Annotated in this window: 21 protein-coding genes; 5 read left to right on the top strand and 16 right to left on the bottom strand. The window is 37.1% G+C overall.

What is annotated here, in order from left to right:
* Window positions 1–53 precede the first annotated feature (53 nt).
* Window positions 54–263 (bottom strand): DNA-directed RNA polymerase subunit omega, encoded by a 210-nt coding sequence (gene rpoZ / locus FC32_RS07195; protein WP_025086929.1) that lies wholly within the window; start codon window positions 261–263, stop codon window positions 54–56.
* Window positions 263–880 carry a guanylate kinase gene (gene gmk / locus FC32_RS07190; RefSeq protein ID WP_025086930.1) on the bottom strand — a complete coding sequence of 206 codons (618 nt, stop codon included), beginning with the start codon at window positions 878–880 and terminating at the stop codon, window positions 263–265. The genes rpoZ and gmk overlap by 1 nt, the downstream gene beginning before the upstream one ends.
* Before the next feature lie 227 nt (window positions 881–1,107).
* Between gmk and FC32_RS07185 the strand changes: the two genes are divergently transcribed.
* Window positions 1,108–1,497, top strand: coding sequence for a hypothetical protein (locus FC32_RS07185; RefSeq protein WP_056957352.1), 390 nt, complete (start codon window positions 1,108–1,110; stop codon window positions 1,495–1,497).
* 52 nt (window positions 1,498–1,549) lie between these two features.
* On the opposite strand, the gene glnA is transcribed toward FC32_RS07185, so the two are convergent.
* From glnA to miaA, 4 genes are all read right to left on the bottom strand, one after another.
* Complete coding sequence (gene glnA / locus FC32_RS07180) at window positions 1,550–2,893, bottom strand: type I glutamate--ammonia ligase (protein ID WP_025086931.1); 1,344 nt, start codon at window positions 2,891–2,893, stop codon at window positions 1,550–1,552.
* Between the two features lie 23 nt (window positions 2,894–2,916).
* Window positions 2,917–3,303: a MerR family transcriptional regulator gene (locus FC32_RS07175; protein WP_025086932.1), complete on the bottom strand. Its 387-nt coding sequence runs from the start codon at window positions 3,301–3,303 to the stop codon at window positions 2,917–2,919.
* A 135-nt stretch (window positions 3,304–3,438) separates the two neighbouring features.
* Window positions 3,439–4,716: a methionine gamma-lyase family protein gene (locus tag FC32_RS07170; protein WP_025086933.1), complete on the bottom strand. Its 1,278-nt coding sequence runs from the start codon at window positions 4,714–4,716 to the stop codon at window positions 3,439–3,441.
* 51 nt (window positions 4,717–4,767) lie between these two features.
* Complete coding sequence (miaA, locus tag FC32_RS07165) at window positions 4,768–5,694, bottom strand: tRNA (adenosine(37)-N6)-dimethylallyltransferase MiaA (protein ID WP_025086934.1); 927 nt, start codon at window positions 5,692–5,694, stop codon at window positions 4,768–4,770.
* A 221-nt stretch (window positions 5,695–5,915) separates the two neighbouring features.
* Here miaA and FC32_RS10435 point away from each other — a divergent pair, with 221 nt between their 5' ends.
* The 3 genes from FC32_RS10435 to FC32_RS07155 all read left to right on the top strand — a co-directional run bounded on the left by FC32_RS10435 (window position 5,916) and on the right by FC32_RS07155 (window position 7,376).
* On the top strand, window positions 5,916–6,092 hold the full coding sequence (locus tag FC32_RS10435; protein WP_081780054.1) for a DUF3042 family protein: 177 nt from the start codon (window positions 5,916–5,918) through the stop codon (window positions 6,090–6,092).
* A 109-nt stretch (window positions 6,093–6,201) separates the two neighbouring features.
* The gene (locus tag FC32_RS07160) at window positions 6,202–6,564 is read left to right on the top strand and encodes an Arc family DNA-binding protein (protein WP_025086935.1); all 363 of its coding nucleotides are present in this window, start codon (window positions 6,202–6,204) and stop codon (window positions 6,562–6,564) included.
* 2 nt (window positions 6,565–6,566) lie between these two features.
* Entirely contained in the window at window positions 6,567–7,376 is an 810-nt protein-coding gene (locus tag FC32_RS07155) for an SPFH domain-containing protein (protein ID WP_025086936.1), read from the top strand.
* Between the two features lie 78 nt (window positions 7,377–7,454).
* Here the strand turns inward: FC32_RS07155 and FC32_RS07150 are convergent, their stop codons facing one another.
* From FC32_RS07150 to FC32_RS07125, 6 genes are all read right to left on the bottom strand, one after another.
* On the bottom strand, window positions 7,455–7,874 hold the full coding sequence (locus tag FC32_RS07150; RefSeq protein ID WP_051533641.1) for a rhodanese-like domain-containing protein: 420 nt from the start codon (window positions 7,872–7,874) through the stop codon (window positions 7,455–7,457).
* Window positions 7,875–8,080: 206 nt separating this feature from the next.
* On the bottom strand, window positions 8,081–9,040 hold the full coding sequence (locus FC32_RS07145) for an ROK family glucokinase (protein WP_025086938.1): 960 nt from the start codon (window positions 9,038–9,040) through the stop codon (window positions 8,081–8,083).
* 18 nt (window positions 9,041–9,058) lie between these two features.
* Complete coding sequence (locus tag FC32_RS07140; protein ID WP_025086939.1) at window positions 9,059–9,280, bottom strand: YqgQ family protein; 222 nt, start codon at window positions 9,278–9,280, stop codon at window positions 9,059–9,061.
* 34 nt (window positions 9,281–9,314) lie between these two features.
* Complete coding sequence (locus FC32_RS07135) at window positions 9,315–9,974, bottom strand: rhomboid family intramembrane serine protease (RefSeq protein ID WP_025086940.1); 660 nt, start codon at window positions 9,972–9,974, stop codon at window positions 9,315–9,317.
* 121 nt (window positions 9,975–10,095) lie between these two features.
* The gene (rpmG, locus tag FC32_RS07130; RefSeq protein WP_025086941.1) at window positions 10,096–10,245 is read right to left on the bottom strand and encodes a 50S ribosomal protein L33; all 150 of its coding nucleotides are present in this window, start codon (window positions 10,243–10,245) and stop codon (window positions 10,096–10,098) included.
* Between the two features lie 192 nt (window positions 10,246–10,437).
* Window positions 10,438–12,498, bottom strand: coding sequence for a peptidoglycan D,D-transpeptidase FtsI family protein (locus tag FC32_RS07125; RefSeq protein ID WP_025086942.1), 2,061 nt, complete (start codon window positions 12,496–12,498; stop codon window positions 10,438–10,440).
* Between the two features lie 242 nt (window positions 12,499–12,740).
* On the opposite strand from FC32_RS07125, the gene FC32_RS07120 reads away from it, so the two are divergent.
* Window positions 12,741–15,371 (top strand): YfhO family protein, encoded by a 2,631-nt coding sequence (locus FC32_RS07120; RefSeq protein WP_035459683.1) that lies wholly within the window; start codon window positions 12,741–12,743, stop codon window positions 15,369–15,371.
* 56 nt (window positions 15,372–15,427) lie between these two features.
* Here FC32_RS07120 and dltD read toward each other — a convergent pair whose 3' ends face one another.
* From dltD to dltA, 4 genes are read right to left on the bottom strand one after another with little or no spacing between them, the layout of a single operon-like run.
* On the bottom strand, window positions 15,428–16,702 hold the full coding sequence (gene dltD, locus FC32_RS07115; protein WP_025086944.1) for a D-alanyl-lipoteichoic acid biosynthesis protein DltD: 1,275 nt from the start codon (window positions 16,700–16,702) through the stop codon (window positions 15,428–15,430).
* Window positions 16,702–16,932 (bottom strand): D-alanine--poly(phosphoribitol) ligase subunit DltC, encoded by a 231-nt coding sequence (gene dltC / locus FC32_RS07110; protein ID WP_035459685.1) that lies wholly within the window; start codon window positions 16,930–16,932, stop codon window positions 16,702–16,704. Before dltC ends, dltD begins: the two co-directional genes overlap by 1 nt.
* Window positions 16,933–16,957: 25 nt before the next feature.
* Entirely contained in the window at window positions 16,958–18,154 is a 1,197-nt protein-coding gene (dltB, locus tag FC32_RS07105) for a D-alanyl-lipoteichoic acid biosynthesis protein DltB (RefSeq protein ID WP_025086946.1), read from the bottom strand.
* Window positions 18,154–19,686, bottom strand: a complete 1,533-nt coding sequence (gene dltA, locus FC32_RS07100; protein ID WP_082587125.1) for a D-alanine--poly(phosphoribitol) ligase subunit DltA — start codon at window positions 19,684–19,686, stop codon at window positions 18,154–18,156. Before dltA ends, dltB begins: the two co-directional genes overlap by 1 nt.
* Between the last annotated feature and the right edge of the window lie 73 nt (window positions 19,687–19,759).

The following is a 19,759-nucleotide window of genomic DNA, read 5'->3' as shown; positions in this document are numbered from 1 at the left end:
AAAAACAAAAAATGAGACCAAGGAATTGCCCTGGTCTCATTTTATCTGCGGTCTTAACCTTCTTCGCCAACAGATTTGATCTTAAGATCACCTGCAACGATTTCTTCTAAAGCACGACCAACACTTTTTACTGATTCATATTCACTTAACATTGGGCGCGCACCAGCATCCAATTCATGGGCACGCTTAGAAGCAAGCATGATCAATGAATAACGTGAATCTACTCGTTCTAAAAGTTCATCAACTGATGGATATAAAATCATTACTTTACATCTCCTAACTGTTTCTTATAATCAGGTAAGAAGCGTTTTACCCGCCAACGTTCGGCGCGAATGATCGTCTTGATCTTTTCTGCTGCCTTTGGTACTTCATCATTTACCACAGCATAATCATAATTTTGCATCATTTCGATCTCATCTTTTGCCTTTTCCATACGCTTATTGATCGTTGCTAGATCATCAGTTCCACGGTTAATGATCCGTTGGCGCAATTCCATCAAATCTGGTGGTGTCAAAAAGATAAAAAGTCCATCTGGAACCTTTTTACGAACTTGCATTGCACCTTTAACTTCGATCTCTAAAAAGACATCCTTACCTGCATCAAGCATCTCATTAACGTATTTTAATGGTGTACCGTAGTAATTGTCAACATATTGAGCATATTCAAGCATGCCATCTTCTGCGATTTCTTTTTCAAATTCTTCCTTGGTAACAAAGTAATAATCCTTACCATCAACTTCACCCGGTCTCTTTTGCCGTGTTGTCATTGAAATCGAATAATCAAAGTTGTTACTATCTTCCGAAAAGATCTCTTTTCTAACGGTTCCTTTACCAACACCGGATGGACCCGAAAGAACGATCAACATTCCTCTTTTAGCCATGCTTAATAACTCCTCAATTTATAAGTTTATATACCATTTTGCACTTTTTTACTATTATTTTCAAGTCATCGTCGACGTTTTTTAGCATTTTCATTGAAATTTCTCAGAAAATTATTTTCAAACTAGCAACAACAGATAAATATATTTTAATTTAAAAGGGACTTGATTTATCGAACAAACGTTCATATAATATAAATATCAAACAAATGTTCTAGGAGGAGATATTTATGTCACTTAAAAAATTTTTTGACTCAAAAAAATTAAACCAACTAACTAAAACCTTCCATGATAAGGCACAGTCTTTCTTCGAACCTACTGAAATCACAGAAACACCCACAGAACATTATGCCGTTATTCCTCCAAAACAACTTCAACTATTTTTAAATCAAGCTATTAAATCAACCAAAACTGCTACCTTGATCCTTTTAAAACATAACGGTCAATTTGAAACAGTCAGTGGTAAACTTTATCGAATCGATAATCACTTAGATGCAGTTTATCTCAAAGTATCCCCTAAACAAAAACGACTTATTTTCACTAAAGACATCGTACACCTAGGCTTAAATCAAATCACATCACATGATTTCCCCACTTCTGACCAATTGATCAGCAACTAAAATAATCCCCTTAACGCTCCTGACCCGGAACATTAAGGGGATTAATTTCTTATTAGTAAAGTTCTAAGTATTGATCACGTTCCCATTGTGAAACTTCTTGACGATAAGCTTCCCATTCAAGACGCTTAGCTTCGATAAAGTTATTGTACAAGTGTGGTCCCATTGCGTTTTTGATCACATCATCAGTCTTTAATGCTTTTAATGCGTTATGCAAGGTCGATGGGAGATCCTCGATCCCACTTGCTTTACGTTCTTCTTCATCCATCACATAGATATTACGGTCAACTGGTTTTGGTGGTTCGATCTTATTACGTAAACCATCTAGACCAGCAGCTAAAACAGCAGCCACCGCTAAGTATGGGTTAGCTGAAGGATCAACACTTCTTAATTCGACCCGAGTTGATAAACCACGAGCAATCGGCACCCGAATCAATGGTGAACGGTTATGACCAGACCAAGCAACGTAAACAGGTGCTTCGTAACCAGGTACTAAACGTTTATATGAGTTTACCGTAGGATTCATAACAGCGGTATAATTGCGCGCATGTTTGAGCAAGCCACCTAAGAAGTAACGTGCTTCATCGGAAAGTTGTTCTTCACCATTTTCATCAAAGAAAGTATTACCGTTCTTATCAAACAATGACATGTTCAAGTGCATCCCTGAACCATTGATCCGATCAAGTGGTTTTGGCATAAAGGTTGCATGCAACCCATATTTTCTAGCTACCGTCTTAACGACTAATTTAAAGGTTTGGATATTGTCACAAGCGTGTAACGCATCAGCATATTTAAAATCAACCTCATGTTGACCTGGAGCGACTTCATGATGAGAAGCTTCGACATCAAAGCCTAGCTTTTCTAATTCTAATACGATATCACGTCGGCAATTTTCTCCTAAATCAACTGGAGCCAAGTCGAAATAACTACCTTTATCATTTAAATGTGTCGTTGGCTTACCAGTCTCAGGATCTAATTTAAATAAGAAAAATTCTGGTTCTGGTCCGATATTAAAGTCAGTGAAGCCCATTTCCTTCATTTCATCTAAGATTCGAATCAAGTTGTTTCTTGGATCACCATAAAATGGTGTACGGTCGGCATTGTAAACCTCACAGATCAAACGTGCTACTTTGCCATGTTCACTTCCCCATGGAAAGATCAACCACGTAGAAAGATCAGGGTAAAGCCACATATCACTTTCTTCGATCCGCACAAAACCGTCGATCGAAGAACCGTCAAACATCATTTTATTATCTAAAACTTTATCTAACTGACTGATCGGAACTTCAACATTTTTGATCGTACCGTATAAATCAGTAAACATTAGGCGTAAAAATTGGACCTCTTCTTCTTTTGCCATTTTACGAATATCGTCTTTAGTATAGCTAGGTTTTCCCATCATGATCGCTCCTTGTTAATTAATTAGAGTCCGTTATTTCGGAAAGAGAACTGATTTTGCTTACTCAAGCCACTGACCGCAACAAATTCATCGTGCAAGATCCGTCTGACATCTGCGTCAGTCAGTGATTTTTCGCGCTTAGCTTGCTTTTCGGCCTCTTCTTGTGCTCTTTCTTCATAGATTCGCTTGATCCCAGCCATATTGATCCCTTCAGCTAAGTAATCCTTAACTTCCAATAATTTATCAATATCATTCAACGAATACATCCGCCGATTTCCTTCGTTACGTGCTGGGATAACCAACCCTTGCTCTTCATAATAACGAATTTGGCGCGCAGTCAAATCCGTTAGTTTCATCACTGTTCCAATCGGTAAAACAGCGAGCGAACGTCGTAGTTCTTTTTCCTTCATAACACCCCTCCTTTGATCACTCCATAATCATAGCAACTTTAAAATTACTTGTCAATAACCTATGTTACATTTTATAACATGAAACTAAAAAAATAAAAGATGTTTCGCAAAATACGAAACATCTTTTAACATCAATTATTTATTTTCTTTGTAAAACGCTTCATTAGCAGCTGCCGTTACCGCTAATTTAACGTGAGCATAAGATAGACCACCTTGAATATATAAGCAGTATGGCGGACGCAATGGACCATCCGAGGAAAGTTCGATCGTTGAACCTTCAGTAAAACTCCCCGATGCCATAATAACTTGATCTTCATACCCATCCATATAACTAGGAACTGGGTCAACAAATGCATTCATTGGTGAATTATGTTGGATCGCTGCACAAAACTTGATCATCGGTTCTGGTTTACCAAATGTAACGGTCTGAACAAGGTCTGTCCGGGGTGCATCCCACTTAGGCGAAACATCCATCCCTAATTCTTCTAATAAAGCAGCAGTGTAAATCGCACCCTTAATTGCTTCACCTGTCGTATGAGGTGCCATAAAGACTCCTTGGTAAAAATCACGTTGATAACCCCAAGTAGGCCCTTCAGCTTTACCCAAGCCAGGAGCATAAAGTTGAGCTGCCGCTTGAGCGATCAAATCTTTACGCCCCACAAGAAAGGCACCCCCTTTAGCGATACCAGCACCAGCATTTTTAAAGAGCGATCCTGCCATTAAATCAGCTCCATAGAAAGATGGCTCAGTTGTTTCAGAAAATTCACCGTAGCAATTATCAATAAAGATAATCGCATTAGGCGCATACTCTTTAACAAATTCGATCATTTCACGAACTTCATCGACCACAAAACTTTCACGCGTAGCATAGCCACGAGAACGTTGGATCGCAACAACTTTGATCGAATCATCAGTAGTCAATTTTTCTTTAACACTATCGTAATCAACCTTACCGTTTTCTTTTAGTGGAGTATAGTCAAAATTAATGTCATACTCATGCAAAGTCTTTGGATTATCACCCACGATCCCGATCACTTGTTGGATCGTATCATAAGGCATTCCTGTCATATAATATAACGTGTCGTTTGGACGTAAAACGCCGTAAAAGGCAGTAGCGATCGCATGCGTCCCAGAAATCAACTGTGGGCGCACCAAAGCATCTTCTGCTTTAAAGTAGTCCGCAAAGATTGCTTCTAATTTTTCACGTCCCATATCGTCAAAGCCATAGCCCGTCGAACCAACTAGATCTTCTTCGGCTACGCGATGTTTTCTAAAAAGGCTAAGTAGACGTTGTTGATTATACATCACTTGTTCATCGATCAGTTGGAGATGATCTTTGATCTTTTCATCTACTTTTTCAACTTTTGCAACTAAATCAGCTGGTAAATCAGCTTTCCAAGAATTTAAAACCATTTTTTTATTGCTATATCTCTATCCTAAAATATAGCTTTCCTTTCTCAATTTTTATTTTGCTAGCCAGTCTGCTACTAGGTCATCAATCTGACTTCTTTGCTCTGGATGTTGAACAATATCAAACCAATTTACATCCATTTTATTGCGAAACCAAGTCAATTGGCGTTTCGCATAATGGCGCGAGTTTTTTTGAGCTGTTTCGATTGCCTCAGTTAACGAAATATCCCCAGAAAAATAAGGATAAAACTCTTTATACCCGATTCCTTTTCCTGCAGGTAACTTCTCGCCCCCATTTTCGTAGAGGTAACGTGCTTCGTCTAACAGTCCATTTTGAACCATTAACTCAACGCGCTGATTTATCCGCTCATAAAGTAACACACGCTCAGTTGTCAACCCGATCACTAAAGGATCAAATTCCTGATTTTTTTGATCTGCTTGACTTGAAAACAGTTTACCTGTTTTTTCATAAACTTCAAGTGCACGTACAATGCGTTGTTCATTTTGTACCGGGATCTTAGCTGCAGCTTTGGCATCGATCTGCGCCAATTTATCCCATAGCTTTTGTTTTCCATGTTCTTTAGCAAATTGATGCCATTTTAACCGATTCTTGATTTGCTCATCGTAACTATCTTGCCCCAAATGAAAATCATTTAGTAGTGCATGCAAGTAAAAGCCTGTTCCACCTGCAATGATCGGTAAAGCTTCATTTTGGGCGATCGTAGCGATATCAGTTTGACAAAGCTGAATAAAATCAGCAACTGAAAAACGTTCATCGATCTCATTTATGTCTAGCATGTAATGCTTTACACCTTGCATTTCTTCGGCAGTGACTTTAGCCGTTCCAACATCAAGTTTACGATAGACTTGCATCGAATCTCCCGAAATGATCTCACCATTAAACTTTTGAGCTAATTCGATCGACAACGACGTTTTGCCAACAGCTGTTGGACCCACGATCAATAACAGCTTTTGTGTCATCGTTTTTCCTTTCTAAGATCACAGTTTTTAATCTTTCAAAAAATTAATACTAACCCATTTTAACACTTCCGCTTAGCTTTTTTTAGCCCAATTTTTAGATATTTACTTTAAATCCAACTCAGTTCGTAGTATAGTTACTGTAACAAAGATGTATTACTGGATATTTTTTTAACAATCATTCATAATAAAGTTGTTAGTAATTCAAAAAGGAGGAATTTCCTATGAAGACATTTGGAAAAGGCTTCTTAGTTGGAGCACTTACAGCATTTAGTGCTGTAGCAGGTTGTGTTTTTGCCTTTAAGAAGACCGTTATTGAACCAATCGAAGAACGTGAAGCTGTATTAGACGAACACCGTAGACGCGCATTGCGTAAACGTCGTTCTTCACACCAAGGATAAAAATAAGCTGACCACATCAAAATTTTTGGTGTGGTCTTTTTTCTTCCCTTCAATGATATCATTGTGATATTATTAAGCTATAAATAATCAGGTCAAATAGGGGTTTTTTATGGAAAAAGATGATATGACAACTTTTTTATTTCGCTTACCAACGTCACTCAAAGAGAAACTCAGTAAAAAGGCGAAACAAGAAAACAAAAGCGTTAATGCAACTTTACAGACGATCGTCAACGAATCATTATCACTTAAAGGCAATTCTTCGGAACCCTTGGAACAAAGATTATTTTTAGGAAAACTCGTCAAGCCCGAACAATTTGATGAAATCGATGGTCTAGTTAAAGTTGAGGGAATCTACTATCGTTATTTGATCGAAAGCAACCAACCTTTTGAGCCAAATTTAAACTACATCATTATTGAAGTTTTGGGAAATATTTTGACACTGCGTCCGTTAAAACAGGAAGGGGAAAAATAACTATGCTTGGAATAAAAATCGTACGTCAAAACTGTAAAGGTCTCGTTGAAACGTTGGGAAAATATTCATATTCAGTCGATGCAGGGTTAAAATTTTACATTCCGGTTTTTCAAAAGATCCGGATCGTCGAACTCGCAATGCATCCACTACGCTTACAAAAATATTCTGTTATCACGCAAGATAATGCTGATATCGAAGCGAGCGTGACCCTAAATTACCACGTAACAGACGCACAAAAATACACCTACGAAAACTCTGATTCAGTTGAATCGATGGCCCAACTCGTTCGCGGACACTTACGCGATATTATCGGACGAATGGATCTTAACTCTGCTTTAGGTTCAACTTCAAAGATCAATGCTGAATTAGCAGCTGCGATCGGCGATTTAACTAATATCTACGGAATCAATGTTGATCGGGTCAACATTGACGAATTGACACCTTCAAAAGAGATCCAAAAGGCAATGGATAAACAATTGACGGCTGACCGCGAACGTGTCGCTGCAATTGCAAAAGCTGAAGGTGAAGCACGTAACATCAAACTAACGACCGATGCCAAAAATAAAGCATTAGTCGAAACAGCGCAGGCACAAGCACAAGCAACTAAAACTCGTGCGGATGCTGAAAGCTACCGGATCCAAAAAATCCAAGACGCCCTTCGCTCAGTTGACGAAAACTACTTTAAAGACCAAAGTATCTCTGCTTTCACAACATTAGCAGAATCAGATACAAACTTAATAGTTTTATCAAAAGAAGACATCACTAATTTAGGACAAGTTCCTGTAATCAAAAAATTATTGGAAAAATCCTAATCAACTAATTAACCGTAAATCAAAATAACCTGTCTCCAAAATTCGAGACAGGTTATTTGTTATATATGTGTCTAGCGCTTAATTCTTTTTACTCTTCGTTTTGCCATCCCACTTCGAATAGCCACCCTTTAACACATAGATTTCTTTAAAACCTTCTTTTTTCAAACGAGAAGCGATTCTGATCGGCATTGCCCGTGTCGTATCATAAAGATAGACTGGTGCATCCTTACGTAAAGAATTTTCGTATAATTTAAATTGTGCAAATGGCATGTTACGAGCACCTAAAATATGAGAACGATCAAATTCAGCACTATCACGTAAGTCAACGATCTGTCCCTTACGTAAACCCTTTTTAAATTCTTCACTATCAACGATATGAGCAACTTTTTTGCCACGATACCACCAATATAATTGCGTTCCCAGCATCCATAACAAGATTAATACTAAAACTAGATCGATCCAAAACCATGCAGATATTTTACCCAACATCAAATTCATTTCTGAGCCCTCGCTATAAAAATATAGCATTCCTTTCTTACTTCAATTAATCTTTTTTTGGCTAAAAGAACAAAGTTTATAATTATACATATGAACGTTATATCACTTTATTCAAAGATATGCCAAAATTTTGCTGTTTATCATAAATATTTATATTAGACCAAAACAGCCTCACTAAAAGCGAGACTGTTTAATTAGGAATAAGCTTATTTAAATTCTAAAGCTAATGAAGCTGCACCGATAACACCAGCAGAGTTACCTAATTGTGCTAATTTAAGCTTAGTTGTATTGCGAATTGTTGGGAAAGCATATTCTTTAAAGTAATTTTCAACTTGGTTAAGTAAGAAATCACCTGCAGCAGAAACCCCGCCACCAATAACAACATATTCTGGATGTAAAATACTACTGATGTTAGCACTTGCTAAACCTAAGTAATAGCACACACGATCAACAACACGTTTAGCCAAAATGTCATCTTGCTTAGCTAAGTCAAAGACCATCTTAGAACTGATTTCTTCCCCGTTATCTAGGGCACGCTTAAGTTCTGAATCACCCGCAAATTCTTCTGCCATGTCACGAGCTACCCGAACAACACCTGTTGCAGACGCATAAGTTTCTAAGCAGCCATGGTTACCACATGTACATAAGTAACCACCTGGTTCAACGTTGATATGACCAACTTCACCAGCAGCACCTAAACCGTGTAAAAGCTTACCGTCAGCGATCAAACCACCGCCAACACCTGTTCCTAATGTGATAAAAGCAACATTATCAGCATTTTCACCGGCACCTTTCCAGCGTTCGCCTAAAGCAGCAACGTTAGCGTCATTATCAAGCGCGAACTTGATTCTTGTACCAGCTTCAATTTCTTCTTTTACATTTTGAACTGTCTTCCAATTCAAATTATAGGCACCAACAACCGTACCAGCTGCACGATCAACTGTACCAGGTGTTCCCATCCCGATTCCGATGAATTGTTCTGGTTCCATTTCGTATAAATTCAAATGATGGTTGATTGATTCAATGATATCAGGCACAATATGTGAACCTTCATCTAAAACATTTGTTTCAATACTCCATTTTTGTTGAATTTCACCATCAGCTGTCAAAATTGCAAATTTAATAGTTGTCCCACCAAGGTCAACCCCGATAAGTTTCTTATCCATACCGCAAAATCACTCCTACTATTCTAAATTATCTTTAGCAGCTTCATATTCTTCCTCTACGCGATGCTCCCGCGTGAGTACAAGCTTGGCACTTAAAAAAGCTTGTTTATCAATGGCATTTGCCTTATACAAATTATCGATCTCGATCGCCATCAATTCAATATCCCACATTCGCTTTCCAACATAAACAAACACACCAAAATGCTTTAATAGCTGTTGAACATCATATAGAGTTTTCATGAAAACCTCTCCTTTAAGATTATACTGGATATTGTCAATTATTAAAACCTGTTTTCAACAATAATCCATATACAATTACTAGAGCTAGCGCACTTAAAATTCGTTTTAACTTCGGAATATTACCTAATTTAGGTACTCCGACTAGATAAGAGGCTAAAAAGCCGGCAAATAAGCCGCCAGCATGTCCCCACATATCGATTCCGCCAGTAAACAGATCAAATGCAAAGTTCAAAACGACCAATACTAAAAATTGACGTGAAATCATCCGAATATATTGATTATGTCGGAATGATTCTCCTAACATTAAGTATGCTCCAAACAAACCGAATAACGCTGTACTTGCACCTGCTGAGACATTATTTGACAAGGCAAAACTAAAAATATTGCCCCCAATGCCACTTACCAAGTAAAGCACTAAATAACGCCACTTCCCAAAAAGCTGTTCTAGCTGGATCCCTAAAAAGTAAAGCGTTAGCATATTTAGCGCTAAATGTTCTAAACCAATATGAATGAACATGGGGGTCACTAAGCGCCACCATTCACCTTGAATGATCAAGGGATTATATTTAGCTCCCCAACGAATCAAGTTAGCTACGTTTTCACTACCACCACTTAACGTCATTCCAATAAACACGAGTAGATTGATCGTGATCAATCCATACGTAATAATCGGTTTTCGCTGAAAATTATTCATGACCGATCCTCCAATCACATTAGCTTATCTTGTCCTAGCATCAACTATACGCAAGATTTTGCGCTTATGCAACCGGTTCATTAAACTTTCAAAAAAAAACAACAGGGTTTTAAACCTGTTGTTATTTTGTTTCGCGATGTACTGTAACCTTGTGATCGCGTGGACAATACTTCTTAAGTTCAAGGCGATCTGGGTTATTACGCTTGTTTTTGTTTGTCAAGTATGTTTGTTCATGACATTCTGTACATTCTAATGTAATATTTACGCGCATAATTCTAAACCTCCAATGCATATCAGTTCATAAAAAATGCTCTTGGCATCTTCAACGTTTAATATCATATCATTTTTTGGATCTGATTACCAGTATTTTTTAGTTATTTGTTAAGGAAAATTCCTTGACAGCAAAAAAATATGCAGAAGCATCAAATTTTGAATACTTCTGCATATTTTCAAGTGTTATTTTTTAGCTATAACCGTCACTAGATTGAACTGTCTTCCAGTAAGCTTCGTAGATTTGCTTAACTACTTCTGTATTAATCTTACTGCTTGTATCAGTAATATTTGGGAAGGCAACTACCACAACAACTTGTGGATCAGTTGCTGGCGCATAACTGATCGCACTTAAAGTTTCAGTTTCAATATTGTTGTAGTAAGTTTGCGCAGTACCAGTTTTAGCCGAAATCTGTGGCGTGATCGATTCCATCGAGCCACCAGTCTTATATTGATTTGTCCCGTGAACAACTAACCACAGACCTGTTTTGACTACATTCCACTGTGCCTTTGTCCCACTAACAACGTTTAAGACATTTGGCTGGAATTCATACTTAACTGCACCTAACGAACCATCTTTATTCGTTGCCCGAATCGATTTTAGAATATGTGGTTGTAAACGATAACCACCGTTTGCAATCGTTGAGGCATATTGAGCCAATTGGATCGTCGTATAGGCATCATAGTTACCAAAGGATAAGTCAAGCGCATTACCAATGTGTGATTGATCGGCAGTACCTTCGTACCCACTAGATTCACCTGGAATATCGATCCCGGTCTTAACCCCTAAACCATACTGTTTGAAGTTTTGACGCAATTTACTAAAAATGGATGTTGGTAAGTTTAACGCAGCTCCGGAAGTATAGGTGAAACCACCTTCAAGCATTGCTAGTTTCATCATATATGTGTTAGAAGAAACTTCAAGCGCTTCAGAGGCTGTCAAATTCATATTAGCAGAACCAGTTTTATTGAACCAGGAAGCCTTAGTTGCAGTCCCTGCTAACTTGATCGGTTCTTCTAATAAAGTATTATTAGTTGGCGTAATGACACCATCGGTCAACGCCCCCATAACCATCGCACCTTTAACAACAGAACCCATTACGAAGGTTTGATTGATCGTACCAAGGGCATTTTCAGTGATCTCACCGGTAGAAACATCACGGCTAACGCCAGCTAATGCATAAATCGCACCGTTTTTAGGATTCATTACGACCGCATAGCCCCCTGGGATATAAGGGTTAGAAGAAGCAGCATTAGAAACAGCATCTTGCACGATCTGTTGCACTTGTGATTGAAACTCAGCATTGATCGTTAACTGGATACTATCACCATCGCTACCACCATATTGAGTAACTTCTTTAACAACCTTATTATTTCTCGTGATTACATTAATTATTTGTTTAGTACCTTTAAGAACATTTTCGTATTGTGATTCGATATAACTTGAACCCACACTATCGTTACGGGAATAACCTTGAGCTAACAAGGTATTGATCTTATCACTTGGTAGCCCTTGTTTTTCTGTAGTAACTGTCCCGATAACACTCTTAACCGATTCACCGTTAGGATAAGAACGGGAAGAACTTGTTCCGACCTTGACCCCAGCGAGAGTGGACATATGTTCACCAACCTCGGCCATTTCAGTATCAGTTACATCACTTGTCTTAATATAGACTGTGGATAAAGCATAAGCACCTGACATCTTATTATAGATATAAGCAGCTTCCTTTTGATCCGTAGTAAAATTTTTCACTAATCCGTGTTCTTTGACATATTTATTTTGTAACTTTGTCAACTTACTTACAGAAAGAGACTCAGCGTTTTTGATATGTGCATTGACGTTTTTGGTATTGGTCGGATTAGCCAAGTAATAAGCAATCTTATTAGCTGTTGTCAATGTATCAGTATCCACCGTGATATACTTCGCTAAATTCGTAGCCACTGTATACATTTCGCTAGAAGTAACACTCAAAGGTTTAGTATAGGTAATAGCACGCGTGGTGTTATTAGCAACTAAAAGTTTACCTGAAGAATCATAGATCAGCCCACGCTGAACGTTTTTAGTTTCAGTTTGGTTGTTACTACTGGTAGCTTCAGACTCAAACTGATTACCGTTAATGATTTGCAAGTAAACCAGTTGCCCAATCAACGCTGCAAAAAGGAAAAAAACGATCAAAAAGAGAAAATTCAATCTAAAGGGTATCTGCGACCGTTTTTTCTTGTTTTGACCGCTGGCTTTTCTTAAAAATTTCACTAAAAATCTCCTCTTCCAAAATTATTAACAACATAATTATCCTAGCACAAAATTGGCTAAAGAAAAATATCTCTGTACAATCTTAATATATAATAAGTTTGCATCTATTATTATATACGATAAATCACCTTTTAAATAATAATTTTTCTCAAAATTAACTCTTTTATCGGGGTTCGTAATCTTTTTTAGGTTATGGTATTCTAGAAGCTATAGAATTACAATCTGAAAGGATCTTTTTCAGGATGAAAAATTATTTCAAAAAACATTATCCGTTACTACTCAGCTTTTGGACACCGTTTTTCATTATGCTTGGGTATTTTATTTATCGCGGATTTTATCCGTTTGGCACTTCAAGCGTTTTAACTGTTGATTTAGGTCAACAGTACGTTGACTTTTTTGCCTATTTTAGGCATACCATCTTGCATGCTCCCACTGACTTCTTTTATTCATTTTCTAAAGCCTTAGGTGGGCAAATGCTTGGTGAATATGCTTATTATTTACTAAGCCCCTTTAATTTGATTTTTCTACTATTTCCCGGAAAATATCTGACTGCTGGGTGTCTCGTTGTTTTACTTTTAAAGTACGGTTGTGCAGGCTATACATTTGGACGCCTACTCAATAAAAATTTAAAAATAAATGGGCTATTAGTCCCTACACTAGCTACTAGCTATACCTTGATGGGATGGTTGATCGCTAACCAACTTAATATGCTATGGTTAGATGCCCCAATTTTCTTACCACTAATTATTTCAGCATTGTATAAATTATTATCAACTAAGAAAAGTACCGGCTATGTTTTGTTTTTAGCAGCAATGATCTTTATTAACTATTACATGGCGTATATGATCTGCTTGTTCTTAGCACTTTTCTTTATTTGGTATCAAACAGAATACTTTAGCAACAAAAAACAGCTTTTAAAGCAAACTTGGCTTTTTGCTAGTCGCTCACTTTTAGCGATCGGGGTCGCTTCTGCTTTACTGATTCCAACGCTATATTCGTTAACAACAAGCAAAGGGCAATACACAGAAACTAACTTAAGCTTTAAATTCGAATACTTGCCATTTAAAATGCTTTCTAAATTTGTTATCGGTGCGTTTAACTTTGATCAAATGCCCGAAGGCTACCCTAACTTATTTATCGGAAGCTTAGCTTTATTTGGCTTTATTCTTTACTTTTTAAATCGCCAGATCAAGCGTCATTCTAAAATTGCTGCAGGTCTGATCAGTCTTTTCTTAGCAATTTCGATGTGCTTTGAACCGCTTGATCTTTTATGGCATGGGATGCAATTCCCTGTTTGGTATCCATATCGCTTTTCTTTTGTAGTAAGCTTTTGGATGATTTTTCTAGCAGCTATTGCATTAAAAAAGAGCGACCTCGCTCTCAAAAATTGGCAAACGCTCATTATCCTTGGCTTAGTGAGTGCGACGCTGGTTTACGTCTACCTTGACCGCAAAGATTTGGACTATATTTCAAATCCGACCTTACTTTTCACGGCACTCTTTAATGTTTTGGTCTTATTACTTTTGACCTTAAAGAAAAGTGAAGTTCATCGTTTGCTGACACCATTTACGCTTTACCTAGTGGTCTGCCTTGAACTTTTAGCTAATACTGCTTATTCACTTAACAATATCAGCTATTTGACCCAAGAAGAATTTGAAACACCATCCACGGCACTGACTACCGATGCAACGACTTTATCGCAGTTAGATACTTCTTTTTATCGCACGGCCCAACTTTACGCACGTACAAAAGATGATGGGTTAGCTCAAAATCTAAATACCGGTTCATACTTCAGTTCGGCGTTAGAAAAGAGCATCCCTGATTTTTATGGTCAAATCGGGCAGCCTGATGGTGATAATTACGTTGGTTATTATAATGGGACTTTGATCAGCGATTCATTATTAAACGTAAAGTACCTCTTGCAAGCTAAACAAACCTCTGAGCTTACAAGTGGTCAATCAGATACTGCACTAAAAGCGGTAAGTTTCCGTCCTGATGTAAGTCTTTATCAACTTCAGACCCAAACTAACAAAACACGGATCTATCAAAATCCATACGCTGTTGGTCTAGGATATGCAGCTAATAAAGCACTGAAAAATGTTAAAGTTTTATATAACCAACCGTTAACTTATCAAACTAATTGGTTAAATGCTGCGACTGGTTCGGCTGCAAGTACAAAATATTTCTATGCTTCAAACTTTAATGAAGTTGTTTTTGAAAATACTGGTAAGCAAGTCAACTTGACTGGTTCATATTTCAAAAAAACTGATCTCTCAAAAGATGCCCAGATCATCTTTAAATTTACCCCGACAACTAATGATTCCTATTATTTGACCTTAGGTTCTAATTTAAGTGGAGATTATGCTACTTGGTACAACGGAACTAGTGAATACTCGCTTTACGATACCTTTAGACATACTGTTGTCTTAAATCCAGCAACTTCTGAAAAAGGGCAAGAACAAATCATTACCGTTAAATTCAAAAAGAATACGCTTTGGCTGGATAGTTTTGTGCTTTACCGCATGGATAATAAGTTAGTCGAACAAAAACTCAAACAATTACAAAAGAGTTCTTGGAAAATAACTTTTTATAATTCACGCAAGTTAACTGGGACGATCAATATTACTAAAAAGAATCAGATCTTTGCTACAACAATTCCATATAGCAAAGGTTGGCACGCCACCGTTGATGGAAAAAGTGTGAAGACCTATAAGATTCAAGACACTTTCATCGGCTTTAACATTGGCAAAGGAAAACATACGGTTACCTTGACCTTTACGCCACCTGGTTTATGGCTTGGTTGTATCATTTCCTTGATTTCTCTTGGAATTACGTTATTACTCTACTTACAACAACGTAAAAGACAAAAATAATAAGCACAACAAAAAAGCGAATCGCTCTACATGGGCGGTTCGCTTTTTTAATTATTTTATTGTTGAGTCACAGCGTTTAAACTCGAACCACTGAGATTTTGCCACTCTTTACTATAGAAGTAATTATTGATCTTATAGTTAGGTGATTTTTGTTCCTTTGTTAAAAATGGTGCGACAGCTTGATCCATCTTTAACCAACCACGCCAGCCTAGGTGGATCGTATCTTCCATGAAGTACTTTTCGCCACCATCATTAGAAAGATCAACGATGTTAGTAAAGCCTTGTTGTTCAAGTTGATACTTAATTTTCTTGTTAAATTGTTTTAACATCTTTTCTGATAAACCAGTGTACTGACTCCACTTATGATTTACCGGTGGAATCACAAACATCACATTCGTGTTATTTTGAGCAAATTGATTTAATACCAGTTGGAAGTCTGCATATTCGGGCGATTTAACGTAATTATAATTACGTTGCTTATTTTTCAGTTTTTGATACTTATTAGCTAAATTCTTACTAAAGAACTTGTTATTAATTTCAAACTGATTGTTTGTCGTATGTTTTTTACCCATTTCATAAGCAAGAAGATCCAATTTTTCAAAATTATATTCTTGTGGCAACTTGGAAGCAACTTTAGCAAGTTTAGTGGTATTATCCTTAAGTGCCATCGTTGAAAATAATTCGTCTTCATGTTCAAGCTGGTTATACTTCAATTTCAAGTATGTTTTCATCCAGCCCTGTAGTTTTTTACCTTGTGCGATCTGTAAAATACCTTGCTTCAAAATCTTATCATTTTGTACCGATGGCATACTTAGCAAACGTTTTGCAGCATAACGACTCATTTTGTCGTTTTTGGCATTTTTTAACCATGTAACTGCTTCAAGGTTAGAATAATACAGGCTAAATGCACCTGGATCAGTTCCCTTCTTCACAAACCACTGTGGCGAAATGATCATAACGGCCTTTTTATTTTTTAGTTGCTGGTTTATTCCTTGCATCCCAAAAAATTGTGAAAGTGAAGTTGAACCTGGTCCCCCTAACAAGAACGGACGGTAACTGCGATTATAGCGCATAGCCAATGAAGAAGGATGAAAAGAATCCATTCGTGATAATTCTGATGACCCAAAAAAAGCCACATAATTTTCTTCTAACGCTTGTTTCTTAACGGCAGTTCCCTTAAAAATGTTCTTTGACTGTGAAACAGCTGCTATCTCAAGTGTCTTTTGATCGATCTTGCTAAAATTAAAAGGTGATATCAACAAAAGAACCAATAAAACAGCTGCTAAAACAGCTGGTCCAAAAATCTTGAATAGCTTCTTTCTTGTATTCATTATTGCATACTTTCAACTTTCGCAATGATCTTATTTGGCGTATTCCATTCTGTTCTTTCAAATTCAGAAACGGGCACGTCGATTCCACATTGTGCTTGTAATTCTAATAACATTTGAACAGTTCCCATTGAGTCCAAGAGACCTGTTTCAAAAATATCAATGTCTAAATCATTTCTTACTTCATCACTGCCTGTTAATTCTTCTAAAATATCTAAAACTGTATCTTGCATTATTTTTACCTCCAAAAATTATCTGTTATACAAAGAATAACTTATCCAAGAATCCTGAGAATATTAAGAAACTAAAACATACAACATTAAATGTCGTAAAGATCGCTAGCGCTTCGGTAAACTTATTATGTGGAATTTTTTCTTGGTGTTTTTTCTTAAACCTTAACCAAGCATCACATAAAATAATTGCGACCGCATGATACAAACCATACACAATATAATACCACGTAAGGCCATGCCAAAAGCCCATGATCAAAAAGAGCGTTAAATAACCGACATTAGCAATTGCAACTCGATTTTTCATGAGTTTCTTCTTCATGATGAAAAAGACTAGTCGCATGTAGATATAATCTCTAAACCAAAACGATAACGTCATATGCCATCTATTCCAAAAATCTTTAATATTCTTAGAAATAAATGGTTTATTGAAGTTCATTGGGGTCTCAACCCCCATTACATAACTGATTCCGACCGCAAATAAACTGTAGCCCGCAAAATCAAAGAAAAGATCCATCGCGTAAACATACATATAAGCGACTACCCACCAGGACCAGCCACCATGTGATAAAGCTAAAGCCGAAACTTTCGGCAATAATAAGGTACCAAAAAAGTAAGCCAAAATGAACTTATACAAAAAACCTAAGAAAATGTACCAAATTGCTTTATCAAGTAACTTAAAATACTTATCACGTTTGATTTTCTTTTGATAGTCGCCTAAAAATCTTCGATACCGGTCGATCGGTCCAGATGAGATCGTTGGAAAGAAAAGTAAGAAGTGAACGACTTCTTTAAAATTAACTGCCTTAATGATCCCGTCTCTAATTTCCATGATCATCCCGACAACTTTAAAGGTCAAATAACTTATCCCTAAAAAGCCCAGAATTGATTCACGCCCTTGATCAAAGAGTGGTGAAACTTTAACGATCACTAACGGTAAAATCGCTAAAATAACCGCTAAGTTAAAGACTAAAGAGGCATTTTTTCGCTTACGATATGCCAAGTACCCGTAAATGAGTAGCAGTTCAAAAATTGTATAAGCAATTAATGCTAGCCCTTGTTCCCACTTAACACCACCAAAGGTCAAAAGTAAAAATAAAAACGAGATGATCGTTTCATATACCCGAAAACGTTTTTCATAGAGCATACCGATCATGATCGGTAATAACCCTAACGCCAGCAAAACGAAATAGGTCGGATCTTGATATGGTTGCATATTAAGCATTAGCTATTGACCTCTTTCATCAAAGATTTGCGGTCGATCTTGCCATTAGCAGTCAAGGGCAAAGAATCAACATAGACAAATTTTTGTGGCATCATATATGACATCATTGTCTCAAGTAATTCTTTTTTGATTGCTTGAGTTACTTTAAAATCACTTTCGAATTCCGCTATTTTGTCTTTATCTTTAACTACATAAGCGACTAATTGATTAACTTTATGATCTTTACCATAATGTGGGACCGTAGTTGCTTGCGAAACATAACTGACTTTGTCTAAGTGATGATCAACGTCTTCTAATTCGATTCTGAAGCCATGCAATTTAATTTGGAAATCAATTCGTCCCTTATACAACAATTGACCATTTTCATCAAACTGACCTAGGTCCCCTGTTTTATAAGCTGGACGAGCATTATAAGTTACAAAGGCCTTGGCTGTTTTTTCAGAATTATTGAGATACCCTTTAGAAACACTTGGACCCACGATCAAGATTTCACCACTTTCACCAGTAGCTACTTCTTTACCGTTTTCGTCAAGTAAGACGATCTGGGTATCTTGTTTGGCTTTCCCAATCGGTAAACGTTGATAATTTTCTAAAACTTCAGATGTGATCTCTACTGCACTTACAGCCACAGTTGCTTCTGTTGGACCATATGTATTAAAGATCTTTGCTTGTGGGAAACGTTGTTTGAGTGTCGCCGCTGTTTTATGCGTCAATTCTTCACCACAGAAAAAGAAGTGCGTCAACGCTGGTAAATGTTTTGCATCAAAAGTCGGCTGTAACAAACAAATATCCATAAATGACGGTGTTGAGACCCACTCACTAACTTGAAGCTCGGGTAAAACACTGAACAATTCTTTAAAGTTATCGGTAGTTTCCTTTGGTAAAACTGCTAAACGTTTTCCTGCAGTTAAAGTAGGATAAAGATCCATCACCGATAAATCAAACGAATATGGTGGTTGGGATAAACATACGCCATCTTTACTCAAGCCAAAATCGGTCTGCATCCAATTATTAAAGCTCACTAAATTATCATGACTGATCTGAACGCCCTTAGGAACACCAGTGGTTCCAGAAGTAAAGATAATGTAAAAATTCTCATCACCACTTACATAATTTGCTACATCATGGTATGGTGTTTTAATAGCAAAGATTTCATTTAATTGCGTTGGGGTAATGACTGGTAAATCTGTAAATTTAAGTGGCAATTCATCCACCGCAATGCAAGCAGCTGGTTGAGCAATTTCTTTAATGATCTCAACTCGTTCAAGCGGTGAATGAGTATCAACGGGAATATATGCATGTCCCGTTTTTACTGCAGCAAGAAAGGCTGCGATCATTTCAAATTTTTGTCCCCCAAAAACGATCAGTGGTGCCCCTTTAGGCAAAGCCATTTGTTGCAAATAAGCTGCTAATGAATCTGAGTACGCTTTTAAATCAGCGTAAGTATTAGTCTTTCCCAAATAATCATATGCAACTTTTGTTGGCTCTGTGATGGCCCATTGATCGATCATTTTGATCAAATTTTCTGACAAGTTACTCACCACTATATAAACAATGGAATTATATAGATTTATCTTCCATATAACTAGAAAGAATATAGTCTTC

The organism is Ligilactobacillus apodemi DSM 16634 = JCM 16172, assembly GCF_001434405.1.
GTDB lineage: Bacteria > Bacillota > Bacilli > Lactobacillales > Lactobacillaceae > Ligilactobacillus > Ligilactobacillus apodemi.
This window is presented reverse-complemented; position numbering and strand designations above follow the sequence as displayed.

Bases quoted from the DNA above. Each gene is read 5' to 3' on its own strand.
- FC32_RS07150 (WP_051533641.1), bottom strand. From the start codon at position 7,874: ATGAATTTGATGTTGGGTAAAATATCTGCATGGTTTTGGATCGATCTA.
- FC32_RS07145 (WP_025086938.1), bottom strand. From the start codon at position 9,040: ATGGATAAGAAACTTATCGGGGTTGACCTTGGTGGGACAACTATTAAA.
- FC32_RS10435 (WP_081780054.1), top strand. From the start codon at position 5,916: ATGAAGACATTTGGAAAAGGCTTCTTAGTTGGAGCACTTACAGCATTT.
- rpmG (WP_025086941.1), bottom strand. From the start codon at position 10,245: ATGCGCGTAAATATTACATTAGAATGTACAGAATGTCATGAACAAACA.
- rpoZ (WP_025086929.1), bottom strand. From the start codon at position 263: ATGATTTTATATCCATCAGTTGATGAACTTTTAGAACGAGTAGATTCA.
- FC32_RS07185 (WP_056957352.1), top strand. From the start codon at position 1,108: ATGTCACTTAAAAAATTTTTTGACTCAAAAAAATTAAACCAACTAACT.
- FC32_RS07140 (WP_025086939.1), bottom strand. From the start codon at position 9,280: ATGAAAACTCTATATGATGTTCAACAGCTATTAAAGCATTTTGGTGTG.
- FC32_RS07160 (WP_025086935.1), top strand. From the start codon at position 6,202: ATGGAAAAAGATGATATGACAACTTTTTTATTTCGCTTACCAACGTCA.
- dltD (WP_025086944.1), bottom strand. From the start codon at position 16,702: ATGAATACAAGAAAGAAGCTATTCAAGATTTTTGGACCAGCTGTTTTA.
- FC32_RS07170 (WP_025086933.1), bottom strand. From the start codon at position 4,716: ATGGTTTTAAATTCTTGGAAAGCTGATTTACCAGCTGATTTAGTTGCA.
- dltC (WP_035459685.1), bottom strand. From the start codon at position 16,932: ATGCAAGATACAGTTTTAGATATTTTAGAAGAATTAACAGGCAGTGAT.
- FC32_RS07120 (WP_035459683.1), top strand. From the start codon at position 12,741: ATGAAAAATTATTTCAAAAAACATTATCCGTTACTACTCAGCTTTTGG.
- gmk (WP_025086930.1), bottom strand. From the start codon at position 880: ATGGCTAAAAGAGGAATGTTGATCGTTCTTTCGGGTCCATCCGGTGTT.
- FC32_RS07155 (WP_025086936.1), top strand. From the start codon at position 6,567: ATGCTTGGAATAAAAATCGTACGTCAAAACTGTAAAGGTCTCGTTGAA.
- dltB (WP_025086946.1), bottom strand. From the start codon at position 18,154: ATGCTTAATATGCAACCATATCAAGATCCGACCTATTTCGTTTTGCTG.
- FC32_RS07175 (WP_025086932.1), bottom strand. From the start codon at position 3,303: ATGAAGGAAAAAGAACTACGACGTTCGCTCGCTGTTTTACCGATTGGA.
- miaA (WP_025086934.1), bottom strand. From the start codon at position 5,694: ATGACACAAAAGCTGTTATTGATCGTGGGTCCAACAGCTGTTGGCAAA.
- FC32_RS07135 (WP_025086940.1), bottom strand. From the start codon at position 9,974: ATGAATAATTTTCAGCGAAAACCGATTATTACGTATGGATTGATCACG.
- glnA (WP_025086931.1), bottom strand. From the start codon at position 2,893: ATGGGAAAACCTAGCTATACTAAAGACGATATTCGTAAAATGGCAAAA.